Source organism: Pseudomonas sp. FeN3W (assembly GCA_030263805.2).
Classification (GTDB): domain Bacteria; phylum Pseudomonadota; class Gammaproteobacteria; order Pseudomonadales; family Pseudomonadaceae; genus Stutzerimonas; species Stutzerimonas stutzeri_G.
Genome location: CP136010.1, coordinates 3,086,085 through 3,104,695 on the forward strand (window position 1 = coordinate 3,086,085; position 18,611 = coordinate 3,104,695).

The window sequence follows — 18,611 nt, forward strand, 5'->3', positions numbered from 1 at the left end:
CCTCCGCGGGTTGACGCGCAGGTTCCTGCAAGATGCAGTCCAGTAAACCCGGCGCATATCCGTGCTGCGGCGTTTGCGCCTATAATGTGCCCCTTTTCGCCCACGATCAGCGGAGCTGTTGATGTCCGAACGTACGGCTTACGTAGAGCGCAACACCCTGGAAACCCAGGTCAAGGTCACCATCAATCTGGATGGCACCGGCAAGGCGCGCTTCGCCATCGGCGTGCCCTTCCTGGAGCACATGCTCGACCAGATCGCCCGGCACGGGCTGATCGACCTGGATATCGAGTGCAACGGCGACCTGCACATCGACGACCACCACACCGTCGAGGACGTCGGTATCACCCTCGGCCAGGCCTTCGCCAAGGCCATCGGCGACAAGAAGGGCATGACCCGCTACGGGCATTCCTACGTGCCGCTGGATGAAGCGCTGTCACGCGTGGTGATCGACTTCTCCGGGCGTCCGGGGCTGACCATGAACGTGCCCTACACCCGCGCGGTGGTCGGCAAGTTCGACGTCGACCTGTTCCAGGAATTTTTCCAGGGCTTCGTCAACCATGCTCTGGTCACCCTGCACATCGACAACCTGCGCGGCATCAACACCCACCACCAGATCGAGACGGTGTTCAAGGCCTTCGGCCGCGCACTGCGCATGGCTGTCGAACTCGATCCGCGCATGGCCGGGCAGATGCCGTCCACCAAAGGGTGCCTGTGATGCAGACTGTCGCCGTCATCGACTACGGCATGGGCAACCTGCACTCGGTGGCCAAGGCCCTCGAGCACGTCGGCGCCGGCAGGGTGCTGGTGACCAGCGACGCGCAGGTCATTCGTGAGGCCGACCGCGTGGTGTTTCCCGGTGTCGGCGCGATCCGCGACTGCATGGCCGAGATTCGCCGGCTGGGCTTCGATGAACTGGTTCGCGAAGTCAGCCAGGATCGCCCGTTCCTCGGCATCTGCGTCGGCATGCAGGCGCTGCTGGAGCGCAGCGAGGAGAACGACGGCGTCGACTGCATCGGTCTGTTTCCCGGTCAGGTGCGCTTCTTCGGCAAGGACCTGCACGAGGACGGCGAGCACCTGAAGGTGCCGCACATGGGCTGGAACGAGGTCAAGCAGGTGGTCGACCACCCGCTCTGGCACGCGATTCCGGACAATGGGCGCTTCTATTTCGTGCACAGCTACTACATCGAGGCCGGCAACCCGCGTCAGGTGGTCGGTCGCGGCCATTACGGCAAGGACTTCGCCGCCGCGCTGGCCGATGGCTCGCGCTTCGCCGTGCAGTTCCACCCGGAAAAGAGCCATACCCACGGCCTGCAGCTGCTGCAGAACTTCGCCGCCTGGGATGGCCGCTGGTAAATGAGCCGGGCCAAGCTCAAGCCGCCGGTCCTGACGCTGGATGCCGCTCAGGAGCAGGCGGCGCAACAGGTCATCAAGCGCTTTCTGCAAGAGCGGTTCGAACTCGAACTGGGCTCGTTCGAGGCGCAGGAAGTGCTCGATCTGTTCGCCCGGGAAATCGCGCCGCTGTATTACAACAAGGCGATCTTCGACGTGCAGAGCCACCTGAAGGAGCGGTTCGAGAGCATCGAAAGCGACTTGTGGGCACTCGAGAAGAGCTGACCCTTAACCGACACTTGATTTGAACAGGTTCAAGCCATGCTGATTATCCCCGCTATCGATCTCAAGGACGGCGCCTGCGTACGTCTGCGCCAGGGCCTGATGGACGACGCCACGGTGTTCTCCGATGACCCGGTGGCCATGGCTGCCAAGTGGGTCCAGGCCGGCTGCCGCCGCCTGCATCTGGTCGACCTCAACGGGGCCTTCGAAGGCCAGCCGGTCAACGGCGAAGTGGTCACCGCCATTGCCAAGCGTTACCCGGACCTGCCGATCCAGATCGGCGGCGGCATCCGTACCCTGGAAACCATCGAGCACTACGTGCGCGCCGGTGTCAGCTACGTGATCATCGGCACCAAGGCGGTGAAAGAGCCGCAGTTCGTTACCGAGGCCTGCCGCGCCTTCCCGGGCAAGGTGATCGTCGGTCTGGACGCCAAGGACGGCTTCGTCGCCACCGATGGCTGGGCGGAAGTCTCCAGCGTGCAGGCCGTCGATCTGGCCCGCCGTTTCGACGCCGATGGCGTCTCGGCGATCGTCTACACCGACATCGCCAAGGACGGCATGATGCAGGGCTGCAACGTCGAGGCCACCGTGGCCCTGGCCAACGCCAGCCGTATCCCGGTGATCGCGTCCGGTGGCATCCACAACATCGGCGATATCCAGAAGCTGCTCGACACCAACACTCCGGGCATCATCGGAGCCATTACCGGCCGCGCCATCTATGAAGGCACGCTGGATGTGGCCGAGGCGCAGGCGCTCTGCGACCTCAAGCTGAAAGACGAGTAAGCCGTAAGGCGGACCACGCTCCGCGTGCCGCCATGCATTCGGTGACCCGGCGGATAGCGCCATGCGGCGCTGTCCGCCCTACGAGAGAGATCGACCATGGCCCTGGCCAAACGCATCATTCCCTGCCTCGACGTGGACAACGGCCGCGTGGTCAAGGGCGTCCAGTTCGAGAACATCCGCGACGCCGGCGACCCGGTGGAAATCGCCCGCCGCTACGACGAGCAGGGCGCCGACGAGATCACCTTCCTCGACATCACCGCCAGCGTCGACAACCGCGACACCACCCTGCACACCGTCGAGCGCATGGCCAGCCAGGTATTCATCCCGCTGACCGTGGGCGGTGGCGTCAGGACCGTGCAGGATATCCGCAACCTGCTCAACGCCGGCGCCGACAAGGTTTCGATCAACACCGCCGCGGTGTTCAACCCAGACTTCGTCGGCGAGGCCGCGGACCGCTTCGGCTCGCAGTGCATCGTCGTCGCCATCGACGCGAAGAAGGTCTCCGCACCGGGTGAGCCTGGCCGTTGGGAAATCTTCACCCATGGCGGGCGCAAGCCCACCGGGCTGGATGCGGTGGCCTGGGCGAAGAAGATGGAAGACCTCGGCGCTGGCGAGATCCTGCTGACCAGCATGGACCAGGACGGCGTGAAGAGCGGCTACGACCTGGGCGTCACCCGCGCCATCAGCGAAGCGCTGTGCATCCCGGTGATCGCCTCTGGTGGTGTCGGCAATCTGCAGCACCTGGCCGATGGCATTCTCGAAGGCAAGGCCGACGCGGTGCTGGCTGCGAGCATCTTCCACTTCGGTGAGTACACGGTGCCGGAGGCCAAGGCTTACCTGGCCGCTCGCGGCATCGTGATGCGTTGATCGCGGAGCGTGCCCGAACACGGCTGCGCGCTACAAGGACACGCCTGCTGCTGTTGCGGGCGAGCAATCAGGAGATTTCTCATGCTCAAGACCATCGCTTCCATTGTCAGTGCGCTGCTGTTCGGCGCCTCGCTGGCTCAAGCCCAGGAGCCGGCGAAGATCGACCTGCTGACGGAGAATTTCCCGCCCTACAACATGGCGGTCGACGGCAAGAACTTCGCTCGCGATGAAAACATCAGCGGCATCGCCGCGGACATCGTGCGCGAAATGTTCAAGCGCGCCGGCGTCGACTACAGCCTGACGCTACGTTTCCCCTGGGAGCGCATCTACGGCATGGCGCTGGAGCAGCCGAACTACGGGGTTTTCGTCACGGCGCACCTGCCCGAGCGTGAAGAGCTGTTCAAGTGGGTCGGACCCATCGGCCCGGACGACTGGGTATTGCTGGCCCGCGGTGACAGTCCGATCAACCTGACCAGCCTGGATCAGGCGCGCCAATACGCCATCGGCGCCTACAAGGGTGATGCCATCGCCGAGCATCTGGAAGGGCAGGGACTACGGCCGGTGCTCGCGTTGCGCGATCAGGAGAACGTGAAGAAGCTGATCGACGGCAAGATCGACCTGTGGGCCACCGGTGATCCCGCTGGCCGTTACCTGGCCCGTCAGGACGGCGTGACCGGGCTCAAGCGCGTGCTGCGTTTCGACAGTGCCGAACTGTACCTGGCGCTGAACAAGCAGGTCGCCGACGAGACGGTGCAGAAACTGCAGAAGGCGCTCGACCAGATGCGCAGCGAAGGTGTGATCGACGAGATCAACGCGCGTTACCTCTAAGCCTCCCCTGGTCGGCGCATCTCCTGCGCCGACTTTCTCGATGATGGCGGTGCGCCAGCGGAGTGCGCCGATCCGCCCGCTCGCGCCGTCCTGGCGCATGCACGCTTGCCTGAATCAGTGGCGCTCAGCCACAGGCGGCGCGGCGCTTCGCTGGTTCGCATCTTGCTTTGGACAGCCCCCGGCTCTGGCTCGCGGAGGGGTGGGCCAGAGAATCGAGAATAAGGGAGCGATCCATGTTCAAGCGAATCATTGCCGTCGTCTTGCTGCTGCTCTGTGCTCGCGCGTACGCCGCGTTGCCTGACGATTACCGAGTCGTGCTGCTGACCGAGAATTTCCCACCATTCAACATGGCCGAGGACGGCAAGAACTACGCTGCCGACGCGCGCATCCACGGCATCAATGCCGACATCGTGCGCGAGATGTTCCGCCGCGCGAAGATCCGCTACGAGCTGACCCTGCGCTTCCCCTGGGATCGCATCTACAGGCAGGTGCTTGAACAGCCGGATCAGGGGCTGTTCTCCACCACCTTCACTGCCGAGCGTGAGCAGCAGTTCAAGTGGGTCGGGCCGCTGGCGAGCATCAGCTGGGTGCTGCTGGCGCCCGCCGACAGTCCTCTGCGCCTGACCGGGCTGGAGCAGGCACGCGACCTGCGCATCGGTGCCTACAAGAACGACGCGGTCAGCCAGCATCTGGAGGGCAAGGGTCTGGCGCCGATCAACTCGCTGCGTGATCAGGAGAACATCGGCAAGCTGCTAAAGGGGCAGATCGACGTCTGGGCCACCGCCGATCCGGTCGGCCCCTACCTGGCCAAGCAGGAAGGTGTGACTGGCCTGAAACCGGTGCTGCGTTTCAATGAGGCGCGGCTGTTCCTCGCGCTCAACCGGGCGACGCCGGATGAGGTGGTCGAGCGTCTGCAGCGGGCGCTGGAAGCGATGCGTGCCGACGGCACGGTGGATGCGATGCTGCGCCGCTATCTCTGAAGCTCAGCGGTAGATGCCGCCACGGCCATGGGCGGCCATGGCGCGGTTGCTGCGGGTGGCGATCATCTGCCCCACATCGACCCATTCGATGCCCTGCGCCGAGAGGCGCGGCAGTTCGCGTTCGAGCACGGCCAGCGTGCTCTCGTGGGGATGACCGATGATGACGACCGAGCCCTGCTTGCGCGCCAGTGCCACTGCCGCGTGAAAGCGTTCGGCTACCGCGGAGGGTGAGGGATCGTCATCGAGAAAGATGTCCCGCGACAGGCTGGCCAGTGCCGTGCGTTGGGCGCTGGCGGCGGCCACGGTGCGCGGGCTGGTGCGGCTGTCGAGAAAGAACAGGTGGCGGCGCTGCAGTTCGCCCATCAGCCAGGTCATGGCCTGTGCCTGATCGGTCATGGCGCTACCCATGTGGTTGTTCAGTCCGCTGGCATGCGGCACCGCTTCAAGGGCTGCGTCAAGGCGGCGCGCCAGCTCGTCGTGGGGCAGACGAGGGTGCCAGGCGAAACGGCCCTGGGCAGGCGCCATCGGCATGTGCAGCATGACCGTCTTGCCGGCGCTATGGGCCTGTTCGGCCAGCGCGGCGGCGTGACGGGTGTCGGGAAGAATCGCCAGTGCGACCGGCCCGGGCAGTTGCAGCACGCGACGATCGCGTGTCGGGTTCTGTCCGAGGTCGTCGATAATCAGGGTCAACCGCGGTCGCGATGCATGCTCTGGCGTGGCTACGGGCTCGCCGGCATACAGCGCCTGGCTGGCGGCCAACAACAGCAGCGTCAGTCCTGTCGCCCAGCCTGTCATCTTCACTGGCCGCGGGTGAGGTTCAATCCCTTGAGCAGGTTCAGTGCCTGTCCGAGCTGGTAGTCGTCGTCCTGCGGGCGTGGCGAGTCGCTGGCGATCTGGGTGGCGGTGGGGCGATCCGGACCGCCGTTGCCATTGCCCAGGTGACCAGCAAGATCGGCCTCGCGGAAGCCGTCGGCGGCCTGCTCGCGAGTCAGCTTCGCACGCTCGACCTTGATGTCCGGCTCGATGCCCTGGGCCTGGATCGAGCGGCCATTGGGGGTGTAGTAGAGCGCAGTGGTGAGTTTCAGCGCACGGTCGTTGTTCAGCGGCAGGACGGTCTGTACCGAACCCTTGCCGAAGCTGTCGGTGCCCATCACCACGCCGCGCTTGTGATCCTGCAGCGCGCCGGCGACGATCTCCGAGGCCGAGGCGCTGCCGCCGTTGATCAGCACCACCAGCGGTACGCCTTCGCTGGCATCGGCCGGGTCGGCATTGAAGCGTAGCTCGGAGTTGGCGATGCGGCCTTCGGTGTAGACGATCAACCCCTTGGTGAGAAAGTGATCGGAAATCTCCACGGCCGCCTGCAGCACGCCACCGGGGTTGTTGCGCAGGTCGAGGACCAGGCCGTTGAGCTTCTTGCCGTCGTTGTCCTTCTTCAGCTTCGCCAGCGCCTTGCCCACTTCCTCGCCGGAGTTGACCTGGAACTGGGTAATGCGCAGGTAGCCGTAGCCCGGTTCCAGTATCTGGCTGCGTACGCTGCGCACCTTGATGATCGCGCGGGTCAGCTTGACGTCGAATGGCTGGCCGCCCTCGCGCACCAGCGTCAGGTTGATGCTGCTGCCGGGCTTGCCGCGCATCTTGCCGATGGCGTCCATCATCGACAGCCCCTTGGTCGGCTGGCCGTCGATCTTGACGATCAGGTCGCCGGCTTCGATGCCGGCTTTGGACGCCGGGGTATCGTCGATCGGCGAAACGACCTTGATGAAGCCGTCTTCCATACCGACTTCGATGCCCAGGCCGCCGAATTCGCCGCTGGTGCTTTCCTGCAGCTCTGCGAACGCCTCGGGCTCGAGATAGGCGGAATGCGGGTCGAGATTGCTGAGCATGCCCTTGATGGCGTTTTCCAGCAGGGTCTTGTCATCCACTGGCTCGACGTAGGCAGCCTTGATGCGATCCAGCACCTCGGCGAAGGTGCGCAGTTCCTCCAGCGGCAGAGGAGCTTTGGCGCTTGGCGCCGCACTCTCCTCCATGGGCTGCTGGGCCCATGCGCCGCCCTGGGTGCCTAGCAGGATGGCCAGGGCGAGCGTGGATGGGCGGGCGAAACGGCGCAGGTGCAACATGTCGAACTCCAGTTATGAGAGGGCGCGCTTGGCGGTGCGGGCGGCTCGGCATGACCGAACACCGCTGCTCGCTAGCCTTGCGCGCGACACCATTGGGCGGGGTCGCTGGGGCGGCCCTGCTGGCGAATGGCGAAATACAGTGCCGCAGTGTCCTGGCCGCCGCTGGTGCCAACCGTGGCGATCGCGTCGCCAGCCTTGACGATATCGCCGGCGTCACGCAGCAGGCTCTGGTTGTGGCCATACAGGCTCAGGTAACCATTGCCGTGGTCGAGAATCACCAGCAGGCCGGCGCCGCGCAGCCAGTCGGCGAAGACTACGCGGCCGCCATGAACGGCGCGGACCTGAGTACCAGCGCTGGCGCCGATCAGCACGCCGTCCCACTTGGTTCGAGCGTCGCCGCCGCGCGGAGTGCCGTAGCGGGCGACGAGACGTCCATCCACCGGCCATGGCAGCTTGCCCTTGGCCTTGGCAAACGGGCCGCCGAAGTTGCCTCCGGCACTGGAAACCAGCGGGCCACTCGGCGCAGTGCTGGCGCCGGACCGGGATTGTTCTTGCTGCCGCTGGCGCTCGGCAAGCAGTTGGCGTTGCCGGGCTTGCTCGGCTTCGCGAGCCTGGCGAGCCAGGGTTTCCTCGATGGTCTTGAGCACCCGTTCGAGCTGGGCCTGCTCCTGCCGGCGGGCCTGCAGCTTCTGCTCGCGGCTGGACAGGTCGCTGTTGAGCTTGGCCAGCGTTTGCTGGCGCTCCTTGCGCACTTCGGCGAGCTGCTCGCGTCGCTCCAGCAGGCCGTCCTTCTTTTCAGCCAGAAGGTTCTGCTGTGCTTCGATGTCAGCTTCGACGCCGGCCAGCTGGCGCAGGGTCTCGTTGAAGCTGTCGAGCTGTTCGAGGCGTGCCTTGTTCAGATAGTCGTAATAGGTGATGGTGCGGCTGAATTTTTCCGGGTTCTGTTGGTTGAGCAGCAGCTTGAGATACTCCTGCCGCCCATTCTGATAGGCGGCGCGGGCCTGCAGCCCGATCAGCCGTTGCTGCTCCAGGCGAGCGCCTTCGAGGGTGGTTTTCTCCTCGTTCAGGCGCTCCAGCTCCGCCTCGCTGCGGTCGATCTCCTGCTGCAGGGTGTCGACCTGCTTTTCCAGCTGGCCCATCTCGCTTTCGGTGGTCTTCAGCTGCTTCTGAACGCCGGATTTCTCCTGCTCGATCTGCTTGAGCAGTTTCTGCAGTTCGGTGATGTCCTGGCGAGCGGCTTCGATCTGCTGCCGCGCTGCGGCACGTTCGTCCGCCACGGCGGGGCCGAGCAGGCAGAGGAAGGCGAGGGCGAGAAAGGTACGAGGCATTGGAGGGCGTCAACCGAGCGTTATGACCGACGTAGTATGCCTAAAAAGCGAGCCGGAAGCTTGAAGCCTATAGCTGGAAGTGAACGCGCTGGCAACACTCGCTTCCAGCTTCCAGCCTTCAGCCTTTCAGCTCGACGATCGAGCGACCGGTCATTTCTGGCGGTACCGGCATGCCGAGCAGCGTCAGCATGGTCGGCGCGACATCGGCCAGCACGCCGCCTTCGCGAATCGAGACATTGCGCTTGCCTATATAGATGAAGGGCACCGGCTCACAGGTATGCGCGGTGTGCGCCTGGCCGGTCATGACGTCTTCCATCTGCTCGACGTTACCGTGGTCGGCGGTCAGCAGCGCTTCGCCGCCGACCTTGTCCAGCGCCTCGACGACCCGCCCGACGCAGCTGTCCAGGCATTCCACCGCCTTGACCGCGGCATCGAACACGCCGGTATGGCCGACCATGTCGCCGTTGGCGTAGTTGGCGACGATGACGTCGTAGCGCTGATTCTCGATGGCATCGACGATGCGGTCGGTGACCTCGGGCGCGCTCATCTCGGGTTTCAGATCGTAGGTGGCGACCTGAGGTGACGGAATCAGAATGCGTTCCTCGCCCGGGAAGGGTTCTTCGCGGCCACCAGAGAAGAAAAAGGTGACGTGGGCGTACTTCTCGGTTTCGGCAATGCGCAGCTGGGTCTTGCCGTTGTTGGCCAGGTATTCGCCGAGCACGTTGGTCAGCGCTTCCGGGGCGAAAGCTGCCGGCGCGGGAATGCTCGCGGCGTACTGGGTGAGCATGACGAACTCGGCCAGTTGCGGCACCCGGGCGCGCTCGAATTCCTTGAAGCCGGGTTCAACGAAGCAGCGGGTCAGTTCGCGGGCGCGGTCGGCACGGAAGTTCATGAACACCACGGCGTCGCCGTCTTCCACCCGCACCGGCTCGCCGATGGTGGTGGCCTTGACGAACTCGTCGCTCTCGCCACGCTCGTAGGCGGCGATCAGGCCGTCCACCGCATAGTCGGAGCGGTATTCGGCCTTGCCGTCGACGATCAGCTCGTAGGCCTGCTGCACGCGGTCCCAGCGGTTGTCGCGGTCCATGGCGAAATAGCGGCCGACCAGGCTGGCGATGCGCCCCTTGCCCAGGCGGGTGAAGGTGGCCTGGAGCAGTTCGATGGAGCTTTGCGCGCTCTTCGGCGGGGTGTCGCGGCCGTCGAGGAAGGCATGCAGGTAGATCTTCTCGGCGCCGCGCTGGGCTGCCAGCTCGGCCATGGCGACCAGGTGATCCTGATGGCTGTGCACGCCGCCGTCGGAGAGCAGGCCGAGGATGTGCACCGCCTTGCCGGCCCCCGCGGCCTTGTCGACGGCGGCGCAGATGGTCGGGTTGGCGAAGAACTCGCCATCGCGAATCGCCTTGGTCACTCGAGTGAAGTCCTGATACACCACGCGCCCGGCGCCCAGGTTCATGTGGCCGACCTCGGAGTTGCCCATCTGTCCGTCCGGCAGGCCGACGTCCATGCCGCTACCGGAGATCAGTCCGTGCGGCTGAGTAGCCAGCAGGCGATCGTAGACCGGCTTGCGCGCGGCGTGGATGGCATTGAAATCCGGGCTGTCGCTGTGCCCGAAGCCATCGAGAATGATCAGTACCAGGGGTTTGGGCGCGGCGGTGGGGGCGACGGACATGCTTTCGGGCTCCTTGCACGGGGGCGGAAAAGGGCGGCCAGTCTACTGGCTGGCCGGGGCGAGGTCACGAATCATCAAGGGTTCAGCCGGTAGGAGGGGCTGTGTATACTGGCCCGCATTTTATCGTCCGGGTACCCGTTGATGCTCGCTAACCTGATTGAATTTGTCTCTAACCACTATGTACTCAGCAGCCTGTTCGTGGCGCTGTTGATCCTTCTGTTCATCACCGAGACACGCAAGGGTGGCAAGAGCCTGAGCAATCGCGAACTGACGGCACTGGTCAACAGTGGCGAGGGCGTGGTGTTGGACGTGCGCGTCAAGAAGGAGTTCGACGCAGGACATATCGTCGATGCATTGAACATTCCCTACGAGAAGCTGGTCAGCCGCACAGGCGAACTGGAAAAGCACAAGGCCAAGACCATCATCGTGGTCGATGCCATGGGGCAGCACGCCGGAACGGCCTGCCGTGAGCTGCAGAAGGCAGGCTTCACCGCCGCCAAGTTGTCGGGAGGGATTTCCAGCTGGCGCGGCGACAATCTGCCAGTGGTCAAGTAATCATGCCCAACGTCGTCATCTACACCACCGCCTGGTGCCCGTTCTGCATCCGCGCCAAGGCGCTGCTCGATCGTAAGGGGGTCGTCTACGAGGAAATTCCCGTGGATGGCAACCCGTCCCTGCGTGCCGAAATGGCCAGCAAGGCCGGACGTACCTCGGTACCGCAGATATGGATCGGCGATAAACATGTCGGCGGCTGCGACGAGCTGCACGCTCTGGAGCGCGGCGGACGCCTCGACCCGTTGCTGCAGGCCTGAGGCCGGCACCGCGGGTCCAACCAATACAAACGACACGCACAACTGGATAAAAGGTTGCAGAAATGACCGAACAAGCTAACAACGGCGGCGCAGCGTCGCAGAACGAACAGGGCGCGCAGTTCTCCCTGCAGCGCATCTACGTCCGCGATCTGTCCTTCGAAGCGCCGAAGAGCCCGGAAATTTTCCGTCAGGAATGGAATCCGAGTGTCGCGCTGGACCTGAACACCAAGCAGAAGGCGCTTGAGGGCGACTTCCACGAAGTCGTGCTGACCCTTTCGGTGACGGTGAAGACCGGCGAAGAAGTGGCCTTCATCGCCGAAGTGCAGCAGGCCGGAATCTTCCTGATCAAGGGCCTGGAAGCGGCTGCCATGAGCCATACCCTTGGTGCGTTCTGCCCGAACATCCTCTTCCCGTACGCCCGTGAGGCGCTGGACAGCCTGGTGACCCGCGGCTCGTTCCCGGCGCTGATGCTGGCCCCGGTGAACTTCGATGCACTCTACGCCCAGGAAATGGCGCGCATGCAGGGCGCCGGCGAAGCCCCCAGCACCGCCCACTGATCCATACGGATCATGCAGGAAGCGCCTGACGCTTCCTGCATCCCCTTCTGCGCGTTAGCGCACTTGCACCACCAGTTTGCCGACCGCCTTGCGCTGCCCCAGGGTGGCGATAGCCTGGCCAGCCTCTTCCAGCGCAAAGCGTTGCGACACCAGCGGTTTGAGCTTGCCTTCGGCATGCCAGGCGAACAGCTGGTGGAAATTGGCGGCGTTGTCCTGCGGTTGACGCTGCGCAAAGGCGCCCCAGAACACGCCGATCAGCGCGGCACCCTTGAGCAGCGGCAGGTTGGCTGGCAACGCCGGGATGTCGCCGCCGGCGGCGAAACCCACCACCAGCATGCGGCCGTTCCAGGCGATGCTGCGGAAGGCTTCCTCGAACAGCTTGCCGCCCACCGGATCGTAGATGACGTCTACACCCTGGCCGCCGGTAAGCTCCTTCAGGCGCTCCTTGAGACTGACTTCGCTGTAGTTGATCAGCTCGTCGGCGCCGGCGTTCTTCGCCACGTCCAGCTTTTCGGCGCTGGAGGCAGCGGCGATGACGCGCGCGCCCATGGCCTTGCCGATCTCAACGGCAGCCAGGCCGACACCGCCGGAAGCGCCGAGCACCAGCAGGGTTTCACCGGGTTGTAGATTGGCGCGTTGCTTGAGCGCATGCATCGAGGTGCCGTAGGTCATGCTGAAGGCGGCAGCGGTCTCGAAGTCCATGCTCGGCGGGATCGGCAGTGCGTTGCTGCCGGCCACGGCAACCTGTTCGGCGAAGCTGCCCCAACCGGTGAGCGCCATGACCCGGTCGCCGACCTTGAGGTGGCTGACCTTCGCGCCGACCGCGGCAATCACGCCGGCCGCCTCGCCGCCGGGCGAGAACGGGAACGGCGGCTTGAACTGGTACTTGCCCTCGATCATCAGCGTGTCAGGGAAGTTCACCCCGGCGGCATGCACGTCGAGCAGGATCTCGCCCGGCTTGATCTGAGGGGAGGGGGCATCTTCGATAACCAGGCTTTCGGGCGGGCCGAAGCTTTTGCACAGGACGGCTTTCATCGCTTTTCCTTGTTCGACTGGTCGGACGCTTGCCGCCCGACATGGGATGGCTCGACTGCTCAGGACTTTCCAGTCTAGGAGCGCGGCGTGGCGAGGCAATCAGCATCGTTCACTGTAATGGCGGCATATAAGTGGCAGGCCGTAGTGCAACGGCTTGGGCGTTGTGCTGCGACTGGTTATGCTGGCGCAGTTTCTTTCTGGAGCCGCAGCGCGTGAGATACCTACTATCGATGTTTTTCTGCCTGGCATTTGCCGGAGCCGTTCAAGCCAATGAGTCGGCCGAAGAGTCCGCTGCTCCACAGGCCCTCTATTACGCGCTGACGCCTGCAATGGTGGGCAACTACGGTTCGGGCGAGCGCCTCAAGTACTACAAGGCCGATGTCGCGCTGCGCATCTCCAGCAAGGAGGTAGAAGACCGGGTCAAGCATCACGAGCCGCTGATCCGCCATCAGCTGGTGATGCTGTTTTCCCAGCAGACCGACGAGACGCTGAGCGGCCCCGAGGCCAAGGAACAGCTGCGCCAGGAGGCCTTGCGTCAGGTGCGCGAGGTGCTGGAGCAGGAAGAAGGCAAACCGCTGATCGATGATTTGCTGTTCAACAATCTGATTATCCAGTAGCTCAGCACATCGCTAGGATCGCCTGCCATTCGCCTTCGCTGACCGGCATCACCGACAGGCGACTGCCTTTCTTCACCAGTGCCAGTTCGTGCAGTGCTGGCTCGGCTTTCAGGCGCGCCAGTTTCAACGGTGTCGCGAAGGCATCGACGAACTCGACATCGACCGCGCTCCACGGATTGGCATCATTGCGAGCCTTGCCATCGTGATAAGGGCTGGCAGGGTCGAGGGCGGTGGGATCGGGATAGGCGCTGCGACTGATCCTGCCGATTCCGGCGATTCCTGGCTCGGCGCAACTGGAGTGATAGAAGAAGAACCGATCGCCTTCCCGCATCTGACGCATGAAGTTTCGCGCCTGGTAGTTGCGTACGCCATCCCAGCGTCCATGACCCATTTTTTTCAGGTCCAGGATGGAAAATTCGTCCGGTTCGGACTTCATTAGCCAATAAGGCATGAACCTTGCTCTCCTGTCAGACGGTTCGATCAGACCATGATGGCAAAATCTCCGACAATCGGCTGCAATACCTGTTTGCGCGGTGCCGACGCTTCACGGAAAATGCCGCAGCTGTAAGGTGGCCTATCGAGTCCTAGAACGAAAAACACATCGACTCGACGCAAGCATTTCGCCTGGTAGGGGGAGGCGAACACAAATGAAACGTAAGCCCGATATTCTGTGGATTTTGGTCTTTATCTTTGGTCTCGGCGTAGTCACCACAGGCTATACGCAGAGTCTGTGGGATCAGCGCGATGGCGCGGCCGGCATGGCCCCGGTCATTCAGGTGCAGCAGGCTCAGCAGCGATGACCTCGTGCCGCATGGACGCGGCGCTCCATCAGCCGACGTACCAGCCCTGGTCCGTCACCGTAGCCTGAAGCGCTACATCCCAGCTCTCCAGCGGCAATCGATCAACCCGCTGACATTCGTGAGCCAGTCCCAATAGCGTCGGTTTGTGACTTTTTTTGCGCATGGCGCGATACGCCAGGCTGCGATCATAGAAGCCGCCCCCCATTCCTAGTCGTCCGCCGTTTCCGTCGAAGCCCACCAGTGGCATGAGTAGCAGATCTAGCGCCCAGACGCGGCGTTGCCGAGCGGTCCGGATCATGGGTTCGGGGATGCCGAAACGGTTGCGCCGCAGCCGTTCGCTGGGCTCGATGCGCTGGAACACCATGCGCGTACGCGGCCAGGGGTTGAGTACCGGAAGATAGGTCGCTTTGCCGCGGCGCTGAGCGGCGTGCAGCAGTAGGCGCGGATCGATTTCGCCATCGTTGGGAAGGTACAGGGCGATATGCCGAGCGCGCCGGAACCAGGGATGCTGAGCCAGCTGCCGATAGAGACGTCGAGCGGCCAGGCGCTGCTGGGCGGGTGTCAGTTGGCGCCGAGCGTGGCGCAGCCTGCGGCGTAGCGCCGGGCGCGAAAGGCCTTCGGCTACGATCATCAGAAGTGGCTCCCCAGCATGCCGCTGCCAGCGTAGGCCCTTGAACCCGAGAGTTCAAGGTGGCGACTACAGAGTACCTTAAGGCTTTCCGTCAGGCGGACATGCACACCGGCACCACGTGTAGCCTCCATGGTGTTGCTTATCGGGAGAGGGTCATCGCCGACTGGCGAACATGCCAGGGAGTTGGGCGGAGTATAACGCAAACCGGCTGCCGTTGATCAGTTGCCGGAAGGGTTCGGGTCGGTGGCCAGTGCGCTGTCGACGCGCTCCAGCAGCATGCGAACGTGCTCGCGCGCGCTGTTGGCTTCGGCATCCAGGCGATCATGCTTGTGCAGCAGTTCGTGGGTGATGTTCAGCGCTGCCATCACCGCGACGCGGTCGGCGCCGATGACTTTGCCGCTGCTGCGGATCTCGCGCATCTTGCGGTCCAGATAGCGGGCCGCGCCTTCCAGATTGCTGCGTTCCTCTGGCGGACAGGCAATGCAATATTCCTTGTCCATGATGTGCACGGTGACGGTGTTCGGCTGGGTCATGAGTCCTGCTCCAGGGCTTTCAGGCGCGAAATCATTGATTCGACCTTCAAACGGGCCATTTCGTTCTTTTCGATCAGATGAGCGCGCTCTTCGCGCCAGTTCCGCTCGTTGGCCAATAGCAGGTGGTTCTGCGCCTTGAGCTGTTCGATGCGCTGAATCAGCTGCTCCAGCTTGGTGGTCAGCGCTTTCAGATCGGCGTCTTCCATGGGATTCCTGTTGGGGCACTGAGTGAAGACGGAGGCGATGCCCGGGGGCTTCGATGGTCTTGCCGAGGCCGCCGGTGCTAGGATACGAAGCCTTCATTCTAGTCATTGCGCCATCGTGCGCCTAGCCGCCATGTCCATTCAGAATTCCCCGTATGCCGCTTTCGCCACACTTCTGGCTGGCGCACCGCAAACCGTATCTCCTGCCGAATTGCATGGCCTGTTGCTCGGTCGCAGCTGCGCCGGCGCCGGCTTCGATATCGAGCCCTGGCTGACCGATGCCTCGGACCTGCTCGGCGAAGCGCCGCAGGACAATGTCCGCCAGGCCCTGATCGGCCTGCAGGAGATGGTCAAGGGCGAACTCGCTGGCGACGACATTGCCGTCGTTCTGCTACTGCCCAGTGATGATGCGCCGCTGGCCGAGCGCGCTGTCGCGCTGGGCCAGTGGTGCCAGGGTTTTCTCGCCGGCTTCGGTCTGACCGCTGGCGACCGCGCGCTGAGCGCCGAGTCCATGGAAGTACTACAGGATCTTTCGGCCATCGCGCAGATTCAGGACTCGCTGGAAGAGTCCGAAGACGGCGAGACCGATTACATGGAGGTGATGGAGTACCTGCGCGTGGCGCCGCTGCTGCTGTTCACCGAGTGCGCCAAGCCGGTACCCGCTGCACCGAAACCTTCCCTGCATTGAGGAAACCGTTCCGCTCATGACTCGCATCCCGAAATCGGAATACGCCCGTCGGCGCAAGGCGCTGATGGAGCAGATGGAACCCAACAGCATCGCCATTTTGCCGGCGGCGCCGATGTATATCCGCAACCGCGATGTCGAGCATGTCTACCGCCAGGACAGCGATTTTCAGTACCTTTCCGGCTTTCCCGAGCCGGAGGCGGTGATCGCACTGATTCCCGGGCGTGAGCATGGCGAATACGTGCTGTTCTGCCGCGAACGCGACCCTGAGCGCGAGCTGTGGGACGGCCTGCGTGCCGGGCAGGACGGTGCGATAAGTGAATACGGTGCCGACGATGCCTTTCCCATCGGCGACATCGACGACATCCTCCCCGGCCTGATCGAAGGGCGTGACCGGGTCTACTACGCCATTGGCACCAACGAGGCCTTCGATCACCGGCTGATGGAGTGGATCAAGACCATCCGCGCCAAGGCCCGCCAGGGCGCACAGCCGCCCAGTGAGTTCGTCGCGCTCGATCACCTGCTGCACGACATGCGCCTGTACAAGTCGAGCAACGAGGTGAAGGTGATGAAGCATGCGGCGGAGATTTCCGCGCGCGCGCACATCCGTGCCATGCAGGCCAGCCGCGCCGGGCTATTTGAGTATCACCTGGAAGCCGAGCTGGATTACGAGTTCCGCAAGGGTGGGGCGAAGATGCCGGCTTACGGCAGCATCGTCGCCGCGGGACGCAATGCCTGCATCCTGCATTACCGCGAAAACGATGCGCCGCTGAAGGATGGCGACCTGGTGCTGATCGACGCCGGTTGCGAAATCGACTGCTACGCCAGCGACATTACCCGCACCTTTCCGGTCAACGGCCGCTTCTCGCCCGAGCAGAAGGCCATTTACGAACTGGTGCTCAAGGCCAACGAAGAGGCGTTCAAGCACATCGCCCCCGGCAAGCACTGGAACGAGGCCCACGAGGCCACCGTACGGGTGATCACCGCCGGGCTGATCGAACTGGGCCTGCTGCAGGGCGAGGTCGACCAGCTGATCGCCAGCGAGGCCTACAAGCCTTTCTATATGCATCGCGCCGGGCACTGGCTGGGCATGGACGTGCATGACGTCGGTGACTACAAGATCGGCGGCGAGTGGCGCGTGCTCGAGCCCGGCATGGCGATGACCGTCGAGCCGGGCATCTATATCGCCGTGGACAATCAGAATGTCGCCAAGAAGTGGCGTGGCATCGGCGTGCGCATCGAGGATGACGTAGTGGTGACGAAGACCGGCTGCGAGATCCTTACCGATGGCGTGCCGAAGAGTGTCGCCGAAATCGAGGCGCTGATGGCGGCCGCTCGCGAGCAGGTCGCCTGACATGCAGAGCCTGGCGATCATCGGCGGCGGGCTGGTCGGAGCCAGTCTCGCGCTGGCCTTGCAGGATGGCGCCCGTGAGCGCGGCTGGCGCATCCATCTGATCGAGCCGTTCGAGCCCGGCCATGAGTACCAGCCGAGCTATGACGCGCGCTCCACCGCGCTGTCCTACGGCACCCGGCTGATCTACCAGCGCCTGGGTATATGGGAACGCATCGCCGAGCGTGCCGAGCCGATTCTGCGCATTCATGTGTCCGAGCGCGGTAGTTTCGGCGCGGCACGTCTCGATTGCGCGCGCGAAGGCGTCGAGGCGCTGGGTTACGTGGTCGAGAACGCTTGGATCGGCCATTGCTTATGGCAGGCGCTGGATGATCAGGTGGTGGTCCGCCACTGTCCGGCCGAGGTCGAGCGACTGGAGCCCAGCGCCACCGGCTACCGGTTGAGTTTTACCGATGGTCAGCTGCTGGAGTGCGACCTCACCGTGCTCGCCGATGGTGGTCGCTCCGGGCTGCGCGAGCAGCTTGGTATCCAGGTATCGCGCCGGCCTTACGGCCAGACCGCGTTGATTGCCAATATCACACCTGGCAAACCGCATGGTGGCCTGGCTTTCGAGCGCTTCACCGAAGACGGCCCGATGGCGCTGCTGCCATTGCAGGATGATCGCTGTGCGTTGGTGTGGACGCGCTCCCAGGTCGATGCCGCGCGCTTGGCGCAGGCGCACGAGGCGGTTTTCCTCGCCGAACTGCAGGAGGCCTTCGGTTATCGCTTGGGCGCGTTGCAGCAGGTCGGGGCTCGGCATCTGTATCCGCTGACGCTGATCGAGGCCGAAGAGCAGGTACGTTCGGGGCTGGTGGTGCTCGGCAACGCGGCGCACAGCCTGCACCCGATCGCCGGCCAGGGCTACAACCTGTCGTTGCGTGATGTGGATGCGCTGAGCGTCGCTTTGCTACGCAGCGATGCCGCACTGGGCGACCTGGTTGTGCTGCAGGAGTACGCTCGCAGGCAGCGCTTCGATCAACGCGTGACGGTCGGCTTCTCCGATCAGGTCACCCGGCTGTTCGGTGATTCCGGTCGGCTGGTCGCGGCTGGACGCAATCTCGGTCTGCTCGGGCTGGACCTCATGCCCACCGCCAAGCGCTGGTTTGCGCGCCAGGCCATGGGCCTGGGCACTCGCGCTGGCTGAACGCGGCAACCAAAGGACTCG

The 18,611-nt window shown here is 63.9% G+C and carries 24 protein-coding genes and 1 other RNA gene; 15 read left to right on the forward strand and 10 right to left on the reverse strand.

The features are described 5' to 3' along the window. Nucleotides 1-121 precede the first annotated feature (121 nt). The 7 genes from hisB to P5704_014685 all read left to right on the forward strand — a co-directional run bounded on the left by hisB (nucleotide 122) and on the right by P5704_014685 (nucleotide 5,069). Entirely contained in the window at nucleotides 122-715 is a 594-nt protein-coding gene (gene hisB / locus P5704_014655) for an imidazoleglycerol-phosphate dehydratase HisB (GenBank protein ID WOF77302.1), read from the forward strand. After that, nucleotides 715-1,353, forward strand: coding sequence for an imidazole glycerol phosphate synthase subunit HisH (hisH, locus tag P5704_014660; protein WOF77303.1), 639 nt, complete (start codon nucleotides 715-717; stop codon nucleotides 1,351-1,353). Before hisB ends, hisH begins: the two co-directional genes overlap by 1 nt. Then, nucleotides 1,354-1,614 carry a DUF2164 domain-containing protein gene (locus P5704_014665; protein ID WOF77304.1) on the forward strand — a complete coding sequence of 87 codons (261 nt, stop codon included), beginning with the start codon at nucleotides 1,354-1,356 and terminating at the stop codon, nucleotides 1,612-1,614. Between the two features lie 36 nt (nucleotides 1,615-1,650). Beyond that, the gene (gene hisA, locus P5704_014670; GenBank protein WOF77305.1) at nucleotides 1,651-2,394 is read left to right on the forward strand and encodes a 1-(5-phosphoribosyl)-5-[(5-phosphoribosylamino)methylideneamino]imidazole-4-carboxamide isomerase; all 744 of its coding nucleotides are present in this window, start codon (nucleotides 1,651-1,653) and stop codon (nucleotides 2,392-2,394) included. Between the two features lie 96 nt (nucleotides 2,395-2,490). Continuing rightward, nucleotides 2,491-3,261, forward strand: coding sequence for an imidazole glycerol phosphate synthase subunit HisF (gene hisF, locus P5704_014675; protein WOF77306.1), 771 nt, complete (start codon nucleotides 2,491-2,493; stop codon nucleotides 3,259-3,261). Between the two features lie 81 nt (nucleotides 3,262-3,342). Next, nucleotides 3,343-4,089, forward strand: coding sequence for a transporter substrate-binding domain-containing protein (locus P5704_014680; protein WOF77307.1), 747 nt, complete (start codon nucleotides 3,343-3,345; stop codon nucleotides 4,087-4,089). 233 nt (nucleotides 4,090-4,322) lie between these two features. Next, a complete protein-coding gene (locus P5704_014685; GenBank protein ID WOF77308.1) occupies nucleotides 4,323-5,069 on the forward strand; it encodes an ABC transporter substrate-binding protein in 747 nt (248 codons plus the stop codon). Between the two features lie 3 nt (nucleotides 5,070-5,072). Here the strand turns inward: P5704_014685 and P5704_014690 are convergent, their stop codons facing one another. The 4 genes from P5704_014690 to gpmI all read right to left on the reverse strand — a co-directional run bounded on the left by P5704_014690 (nucleotide 5,073) and on the right by gpmI (nucleotide 10,183). Beyond that, nucleotides 5,073-5,864 carry a divergent polysaccharide deacetylase family protein gene (locus tag P5704_014690; protein WOF77309.1) on the reverse strand — a complete coding sequence of 264 codons (792 nt, stop codon included), beginning with the start codon at nucleotides 5,862-5,864 and terminating at the stop codon, nucleotides 5,073-5,075. Nucleotides 5,865-5,866: 2 nt separating this feature from the next. Next, nucleotides 5,867-7,186: a S41 family peptidase gene (locus P5704_014695; GenBank protein WOF77310.1), complete on the reverse strand. Its 1,320-nt coding sequence runs from the start codon at nucleotides 7,184-7,186 to the stop codon at nucleotides 5,867-5,869. 71 nt (nucleotides 7,187-7,257) lie between these two features. After that, nucleotides 7,258-8,514 carry a murein hydrolase activator EnvC gene (locus P5704_014700; GenBank protein WOF77311.1) on the reverse strand — a complete coding sequence of 419 codons (1,257 nt, stop codon included), beginning with the start codon at nucleotides 8,512-8,514 and terminating at the stop codon, nucleotides 7,258-7,260. 118 nt (nucleotides 8,515-8,632) lie between these two features. Further along, nucleotides 8,633-10,183: a 2,3-bisphosphoglycerate-independent phosphoglycerate mutase gene (gene gpmI / locus P5704_014705; protein ID WOF77312.1), complete on the reverse strand. Its 1,551-nt coding sequence runs from the start codon at nucleotides 10,181-10,183 to the stop codon at nucleotides 8,633-8,635. 141 nt (nucleotides 10,184-10,324) lie between these two features. On the opposite strand from gpmI, the gene P5704_014710 reads away from it, so the two are divergent. From P5704_014710 to secB, 3 genes are all read left to right on the forward strand, one after another. Then, nucleotides 10,325-10,738: a rhodanese-like domain-containing protein gene (locus P5704_014710; GenBank protein WOF77313.1), complete on the forward strand. Its 414-nt coding sequence runs from the start codon at nucleotides 10,325-10,327 to the stop codon at nucleotides 10,736-10,738. 2 nt (nucleotides 10,739-10,740) lie between these two features. Further along, on the forward strand, nucleotides 10,741-10,995 hold the full coding sequence (gene grxC / locus P5704_014715) for a glutaredoxin 3 (protein ID WOF77314.1): 255 nt from the start codon (nucleotides 10,741-10,743) through the stop codon (nucleotides 10,993-10,995). A gap of 62 nt (nucleotides 10,996-11,057) precedes the next feature. Next, nucleotides 11,058-11,552, forward strand: a complete 495-nt coding sequence (gene secB, locus P5704_014720) for a protein-export chaperone SecB (protein ID WOF77315.1) — start codon at nucleotides 11,058-11,060, stop codon at nucleotides 11,550-11,552. Between the two features lie 54 nt (nucleotides 11,553-11,606). Here secB and P5704_014725 read toward each other — a convergent pair whose 3' ends face one another. After that, entirely contained in the window at nucleotides 11,607-12,587 is a 981-nt protein-coding gene (locus P5704_014725; protein ID WOF77316.1) for an NADPH:quinone oxidoreductase family protein, read from the reverse strand. Between the two features lie 230 nt (nucleotides 12,588-12,817). On the opposite strand from P5704_014725, the gene P5704_014730 reads away from it, so the two are divergent. Continuing rightward, nucleotides 12,818-13,204, forward strand: a complete 387-nt coding sequence (locus P5704_014730) for a flagellar basal body-associated protein FliL (protein WOF81240.1) — start codon at nucleotides 12,818-12,820, stop codon at nucleotides 13,202-13,204. Nucleotide 13,205: 1 nt separating this feature from the next. Here the strand turns inward: P5704_014730 and P5704_014735 are convergent, their stop codons facing one another. After that, a complete protein-coding gene (locus P5704_014735) occupies nucleotides 13,206-13,655 on the reverse strand; it encodes an EVE domain-containing protein (protein WOF77317.1) in 450 nt (149 codons plus the stop codon). A 196-nt stretch (nucleotides 13,656-13,851) separates the two neighbouring features. On the opposite strand from P5704_014735, the gene P5704_014740 reads away from it, so the two are divergent. Next, on the forward strand, nucleotides 13,852-14,004 hold the full coding sequence (locus P5704_014740) for a hypothetical protein (protein WOF77318.1): 153 nt from the start codon (nucleotides 13,852-13,854) through the stop codon (nucleotides 14,002-14,004). 28 nt (nucleotides 14,005-14,032) lie between these two features. Here the strand turns inward: P5704_014740 and P5704_014745 are convergent, their stop codons facing one another. The 4 genes from P5704_014745 to P5704_014760 form a co-directional block, all read right to left on the reverse strand. Next, nucleotides 14,033-14,635: a 5-formyltetrahydrofolate cyclo-ligase gene (locus P5704_014745; GenBank protein WOF77319.1), complete on the reverse strand. Its 603-nt coding sequence runs from the start codon at nucleotides 14,633-14,635 to the stop codon at nucleotides 14,033-14,035. 6 nt (nucleotides 14,636-14,641) lie between these two features. After that, nucleotides 14,642-14,820: non-coding RNA, 6S RNA (ssrS, locus tag P5704_014750), on the reverse strand. Nucleotides 14,821-14,853: 33 nt separating this feature from the next. After that, nucleotides 14,854-15,168 carry a cell division protein ZapA gene (locus P5704_014755; protein ID WOF77320.1) on the reverse strand — a complete coding sequence of 105 codons (315 nt, stop codon included), beginning with the start codon at nucleotides 15,166-15,168 and terminating at the stop codon, nucleotides 14,854-14,856. Next, nucleotides 15,165-15,374, reverse strand: coding sequence for a TIGR02449 family protein (locus P5704_014760; protein ID WOF77321.1), 210 nt, complete (start codon nucleotides 15,372-15,374; stop codon nucleotides 15,165-15,167). Before P5704_014760 ends, P5704_014755 begins: the two co-directional genes overlap by 4 nt. Nucleotides 15,375-15,504: 130 nt before the next feature. Here P5704_014760 and P5704_014765 point away from each other — a divergent pair, with 130 nt between their 5' ends. The 3 genes from P5704_014765 to ubiH are packed head-to-tail and all read left to right on the forward strand — an operon-like array spanning nucleotide 15,505 to nucleotide 18,590. Further along, nucleotides 15,505-16,059 (forward strand): YecA family protein, encoded by a 555-nt coding sequence (locus tag P5704_014765; GenBank protein WOF77322.1) that lies wholly within the window; start codon nucleotides 15,505-15,507, stop codon nucleotides 16,057-16,059. Nucleotides 16,060-16,075: 16 nt separating this feature from the next. Then, a complete protein-coding gene (gene pepP, locus P5704_014770; GenBank protein WOF77323.1) occupies nucleotides 16,076-17,410 on the forward strand; it encodes a Xaa-Pro aminopeptidase in 1,335 nt (444 codons plus the stop codon). A gap of 1 nt (nucleotide 17,411) precedes the next feature. Next, a complete protein-coding gene (gene ubiH, locus P5704_014775; GenBank protein ID WOF77324.1) occupies nucleotides 17,412-18,590 on the forward strand; it encodes a 2-octaprenyl-6-methoxyphenyl hydroxylase in 1,179 nt (392 codons plus the stop codon). Nucleotides 18,591-18,611 lie beyond the last annotated feature (21 nt).

What these genes read in the sequence shown, in the direction of transcription:
- hisB (WOF77302.1), top strand. Translation starts at nt 122, where the DNA reads ATGTCCGAACGTACGGCTTACGTAGAGCGCAACACCCTGGAAACCCAG.
- hisH (WOF77303.1), top strand. Translation starts at nt 715, where the DNA reads ATGCAGACTGTCGCCGTCATCGACTACGGCATGGGCAACCTGCACTCG.
- P5704_014665 (WOF77304.1), top strand. Translation starts at nt 1,354, where the DNA reads ATGAGCCGGGCCAAGCTCAAGCCGCCGGTCCTGACGCTGGATGCCGCT.
- hisA (WOF77305.1), top strand. Translation starts at nt 1,651, where the DNA reads ATGCTGATTATCCCCGCTATCGATCTCAAGGACGGCGCCTGCGTACGT.
- hisF (WOF77306.1), top strand. Translation starts at nt 2,491, where the DNA reads ATGGCCCTGGCCAAACGCATCATTCCCTGCCTCGACGTGGACAACGGC.
- P5704_014680 (WOF77307.1), top strand. Translation starts at nt 3,343, where the DNA reads ATGCTCAAGACCATCGCTTCCATTGTCAGTGCGCTGCTGTTCGGCGCC.
- P5704_014685 (WOF77308.1), top strand. Translation starts at nt 4,323, where the DNA reads ATGTTCAAGCGAATCATTGCCGTCGTCTTGCTGCTGCTCTGTGCTCGC.
- P5704_014690 (WOF77309.1), bottom strand. Translation starts at nt 5,864, where the DNA reads ATGACAGGCTGGGCGACAGGACTGACGCTGCTGTTGTTGGCCGCCAGC.
- P5704_014695 (WOF77310.1), bottom strand. Translation starts at nt 7,186, where the DNA reads ATGTTGCACCTGCGCCGTTTCGCCCGCCCATCCACGCTCGCCCTGGCC.
- P5704_014700 (WOF77311.1), bottom strand. Translation starts at nt 8,514, where the DNA reads ATGCCTCGTACCTTTCTCGCCCTCGCCTTCCTCTGCCTGCTCGGCCCC.
- gpmI (WOF77312.1), bottom strand. Translation starts at nt 10,183, where the DNA reads ATGTCCGTCGCCCCCACCGCCGCGCCCAAACCCCTGGTACTGATCATT.
- P5704_014710 (WOF77313.1), top strand. Translation starts at nt 10,325, where the DNA reads ATGCTCGCTAACCTGATTGAATTTGTCTCTAACCACTATGTACTCAGC.
- grxC (WOF77314.1), top strand. Translation starts at nt 10,741, where the DNA reads ATGCCCAACGTCGTCATCTACACCACCGCCTGGTGCCCGTTCTGCATC.
- secB (WOF77315.1), top strand. Translation starts at nt 11,058, where the DNA reads ATGACCGAACAAGCTAACAACGGCGGCGCAGCGTCGCAGAACGAACAG.
- P5704_014725 (WOF77316.1), bottom strand. Translation starts at nt 12,587, where the DNA reads ATGAAAGCCGTCCTGTGCAAAAGCTTCGGCCCGCCCGAAAGCCTGGTT.
- P5704_014730 (WOF81240.1), top strand. Translation starts at nt 12,818, where the DNA reads ATGTTTTTCTGCCTGGCATTTGCCGGAGCCGTTCAAGCCAATGAGTCG.
- P5704_014735 (WOF77317.1), bottom strand. Translation starts at nt 13,655, where the DNA reads ATGCCTTATTGGCTAATGAAGTCCGAACCGGACGAATTTTCCATCCTG.
- P5704_014740 (WOF77318.1), top strand. Translation starts at nt 13,852, where the DNA reads ATGAAACGTAAGCCCGATATTCTGTGGATTTTGGTCTTTATCTTTGGT.
- P5704_014745 (WOF77319.1), bottom strand. Translation starts at nt 14,635, where the DNA reads ATGATCGTAGCCGAAGGCCTTTCGCGCCCGGCGCTACGCCGCAGGCTG.
- P5704_014755 (WOF77320.1), bottom strand. Translation starts at nt 15,168, where the DNA reads ATGACCCAGCCGAACACCGTCACCGTGCACATCATGGACAAGGAATAT.
- P5704_014760 (WOF77321.1), bottom strand. Translation starts at nt 15,374, where the DNA reads ATGGAAGACGCCGATCTGAAAGCGCTGACCACCAAGCTGGAGCAGCTG.
- P5704_014765 (WOF77322.1), top strand. Translation starts at nt 15,505, where the DNA reads ATGTCCATTCAGAATTCCCCGTATGCCGCTTTCGCCACACTTCTGGCT.
- pepP (WOF77323.1), top strand. Translation starts at nt 16,076, where the DNA reads ATGACTCGCATCCCGAAATCGGAATACGCCCGTCGGCGCAAGGCGCTG.
- ubiH (WOF77324.1), top strand. Translation starts at nt 17,412, where the DNA reads ATGCAGAGCCTGGCGATCATCGGCGGCGGGCTGGTCGGAGCCAGTCTC.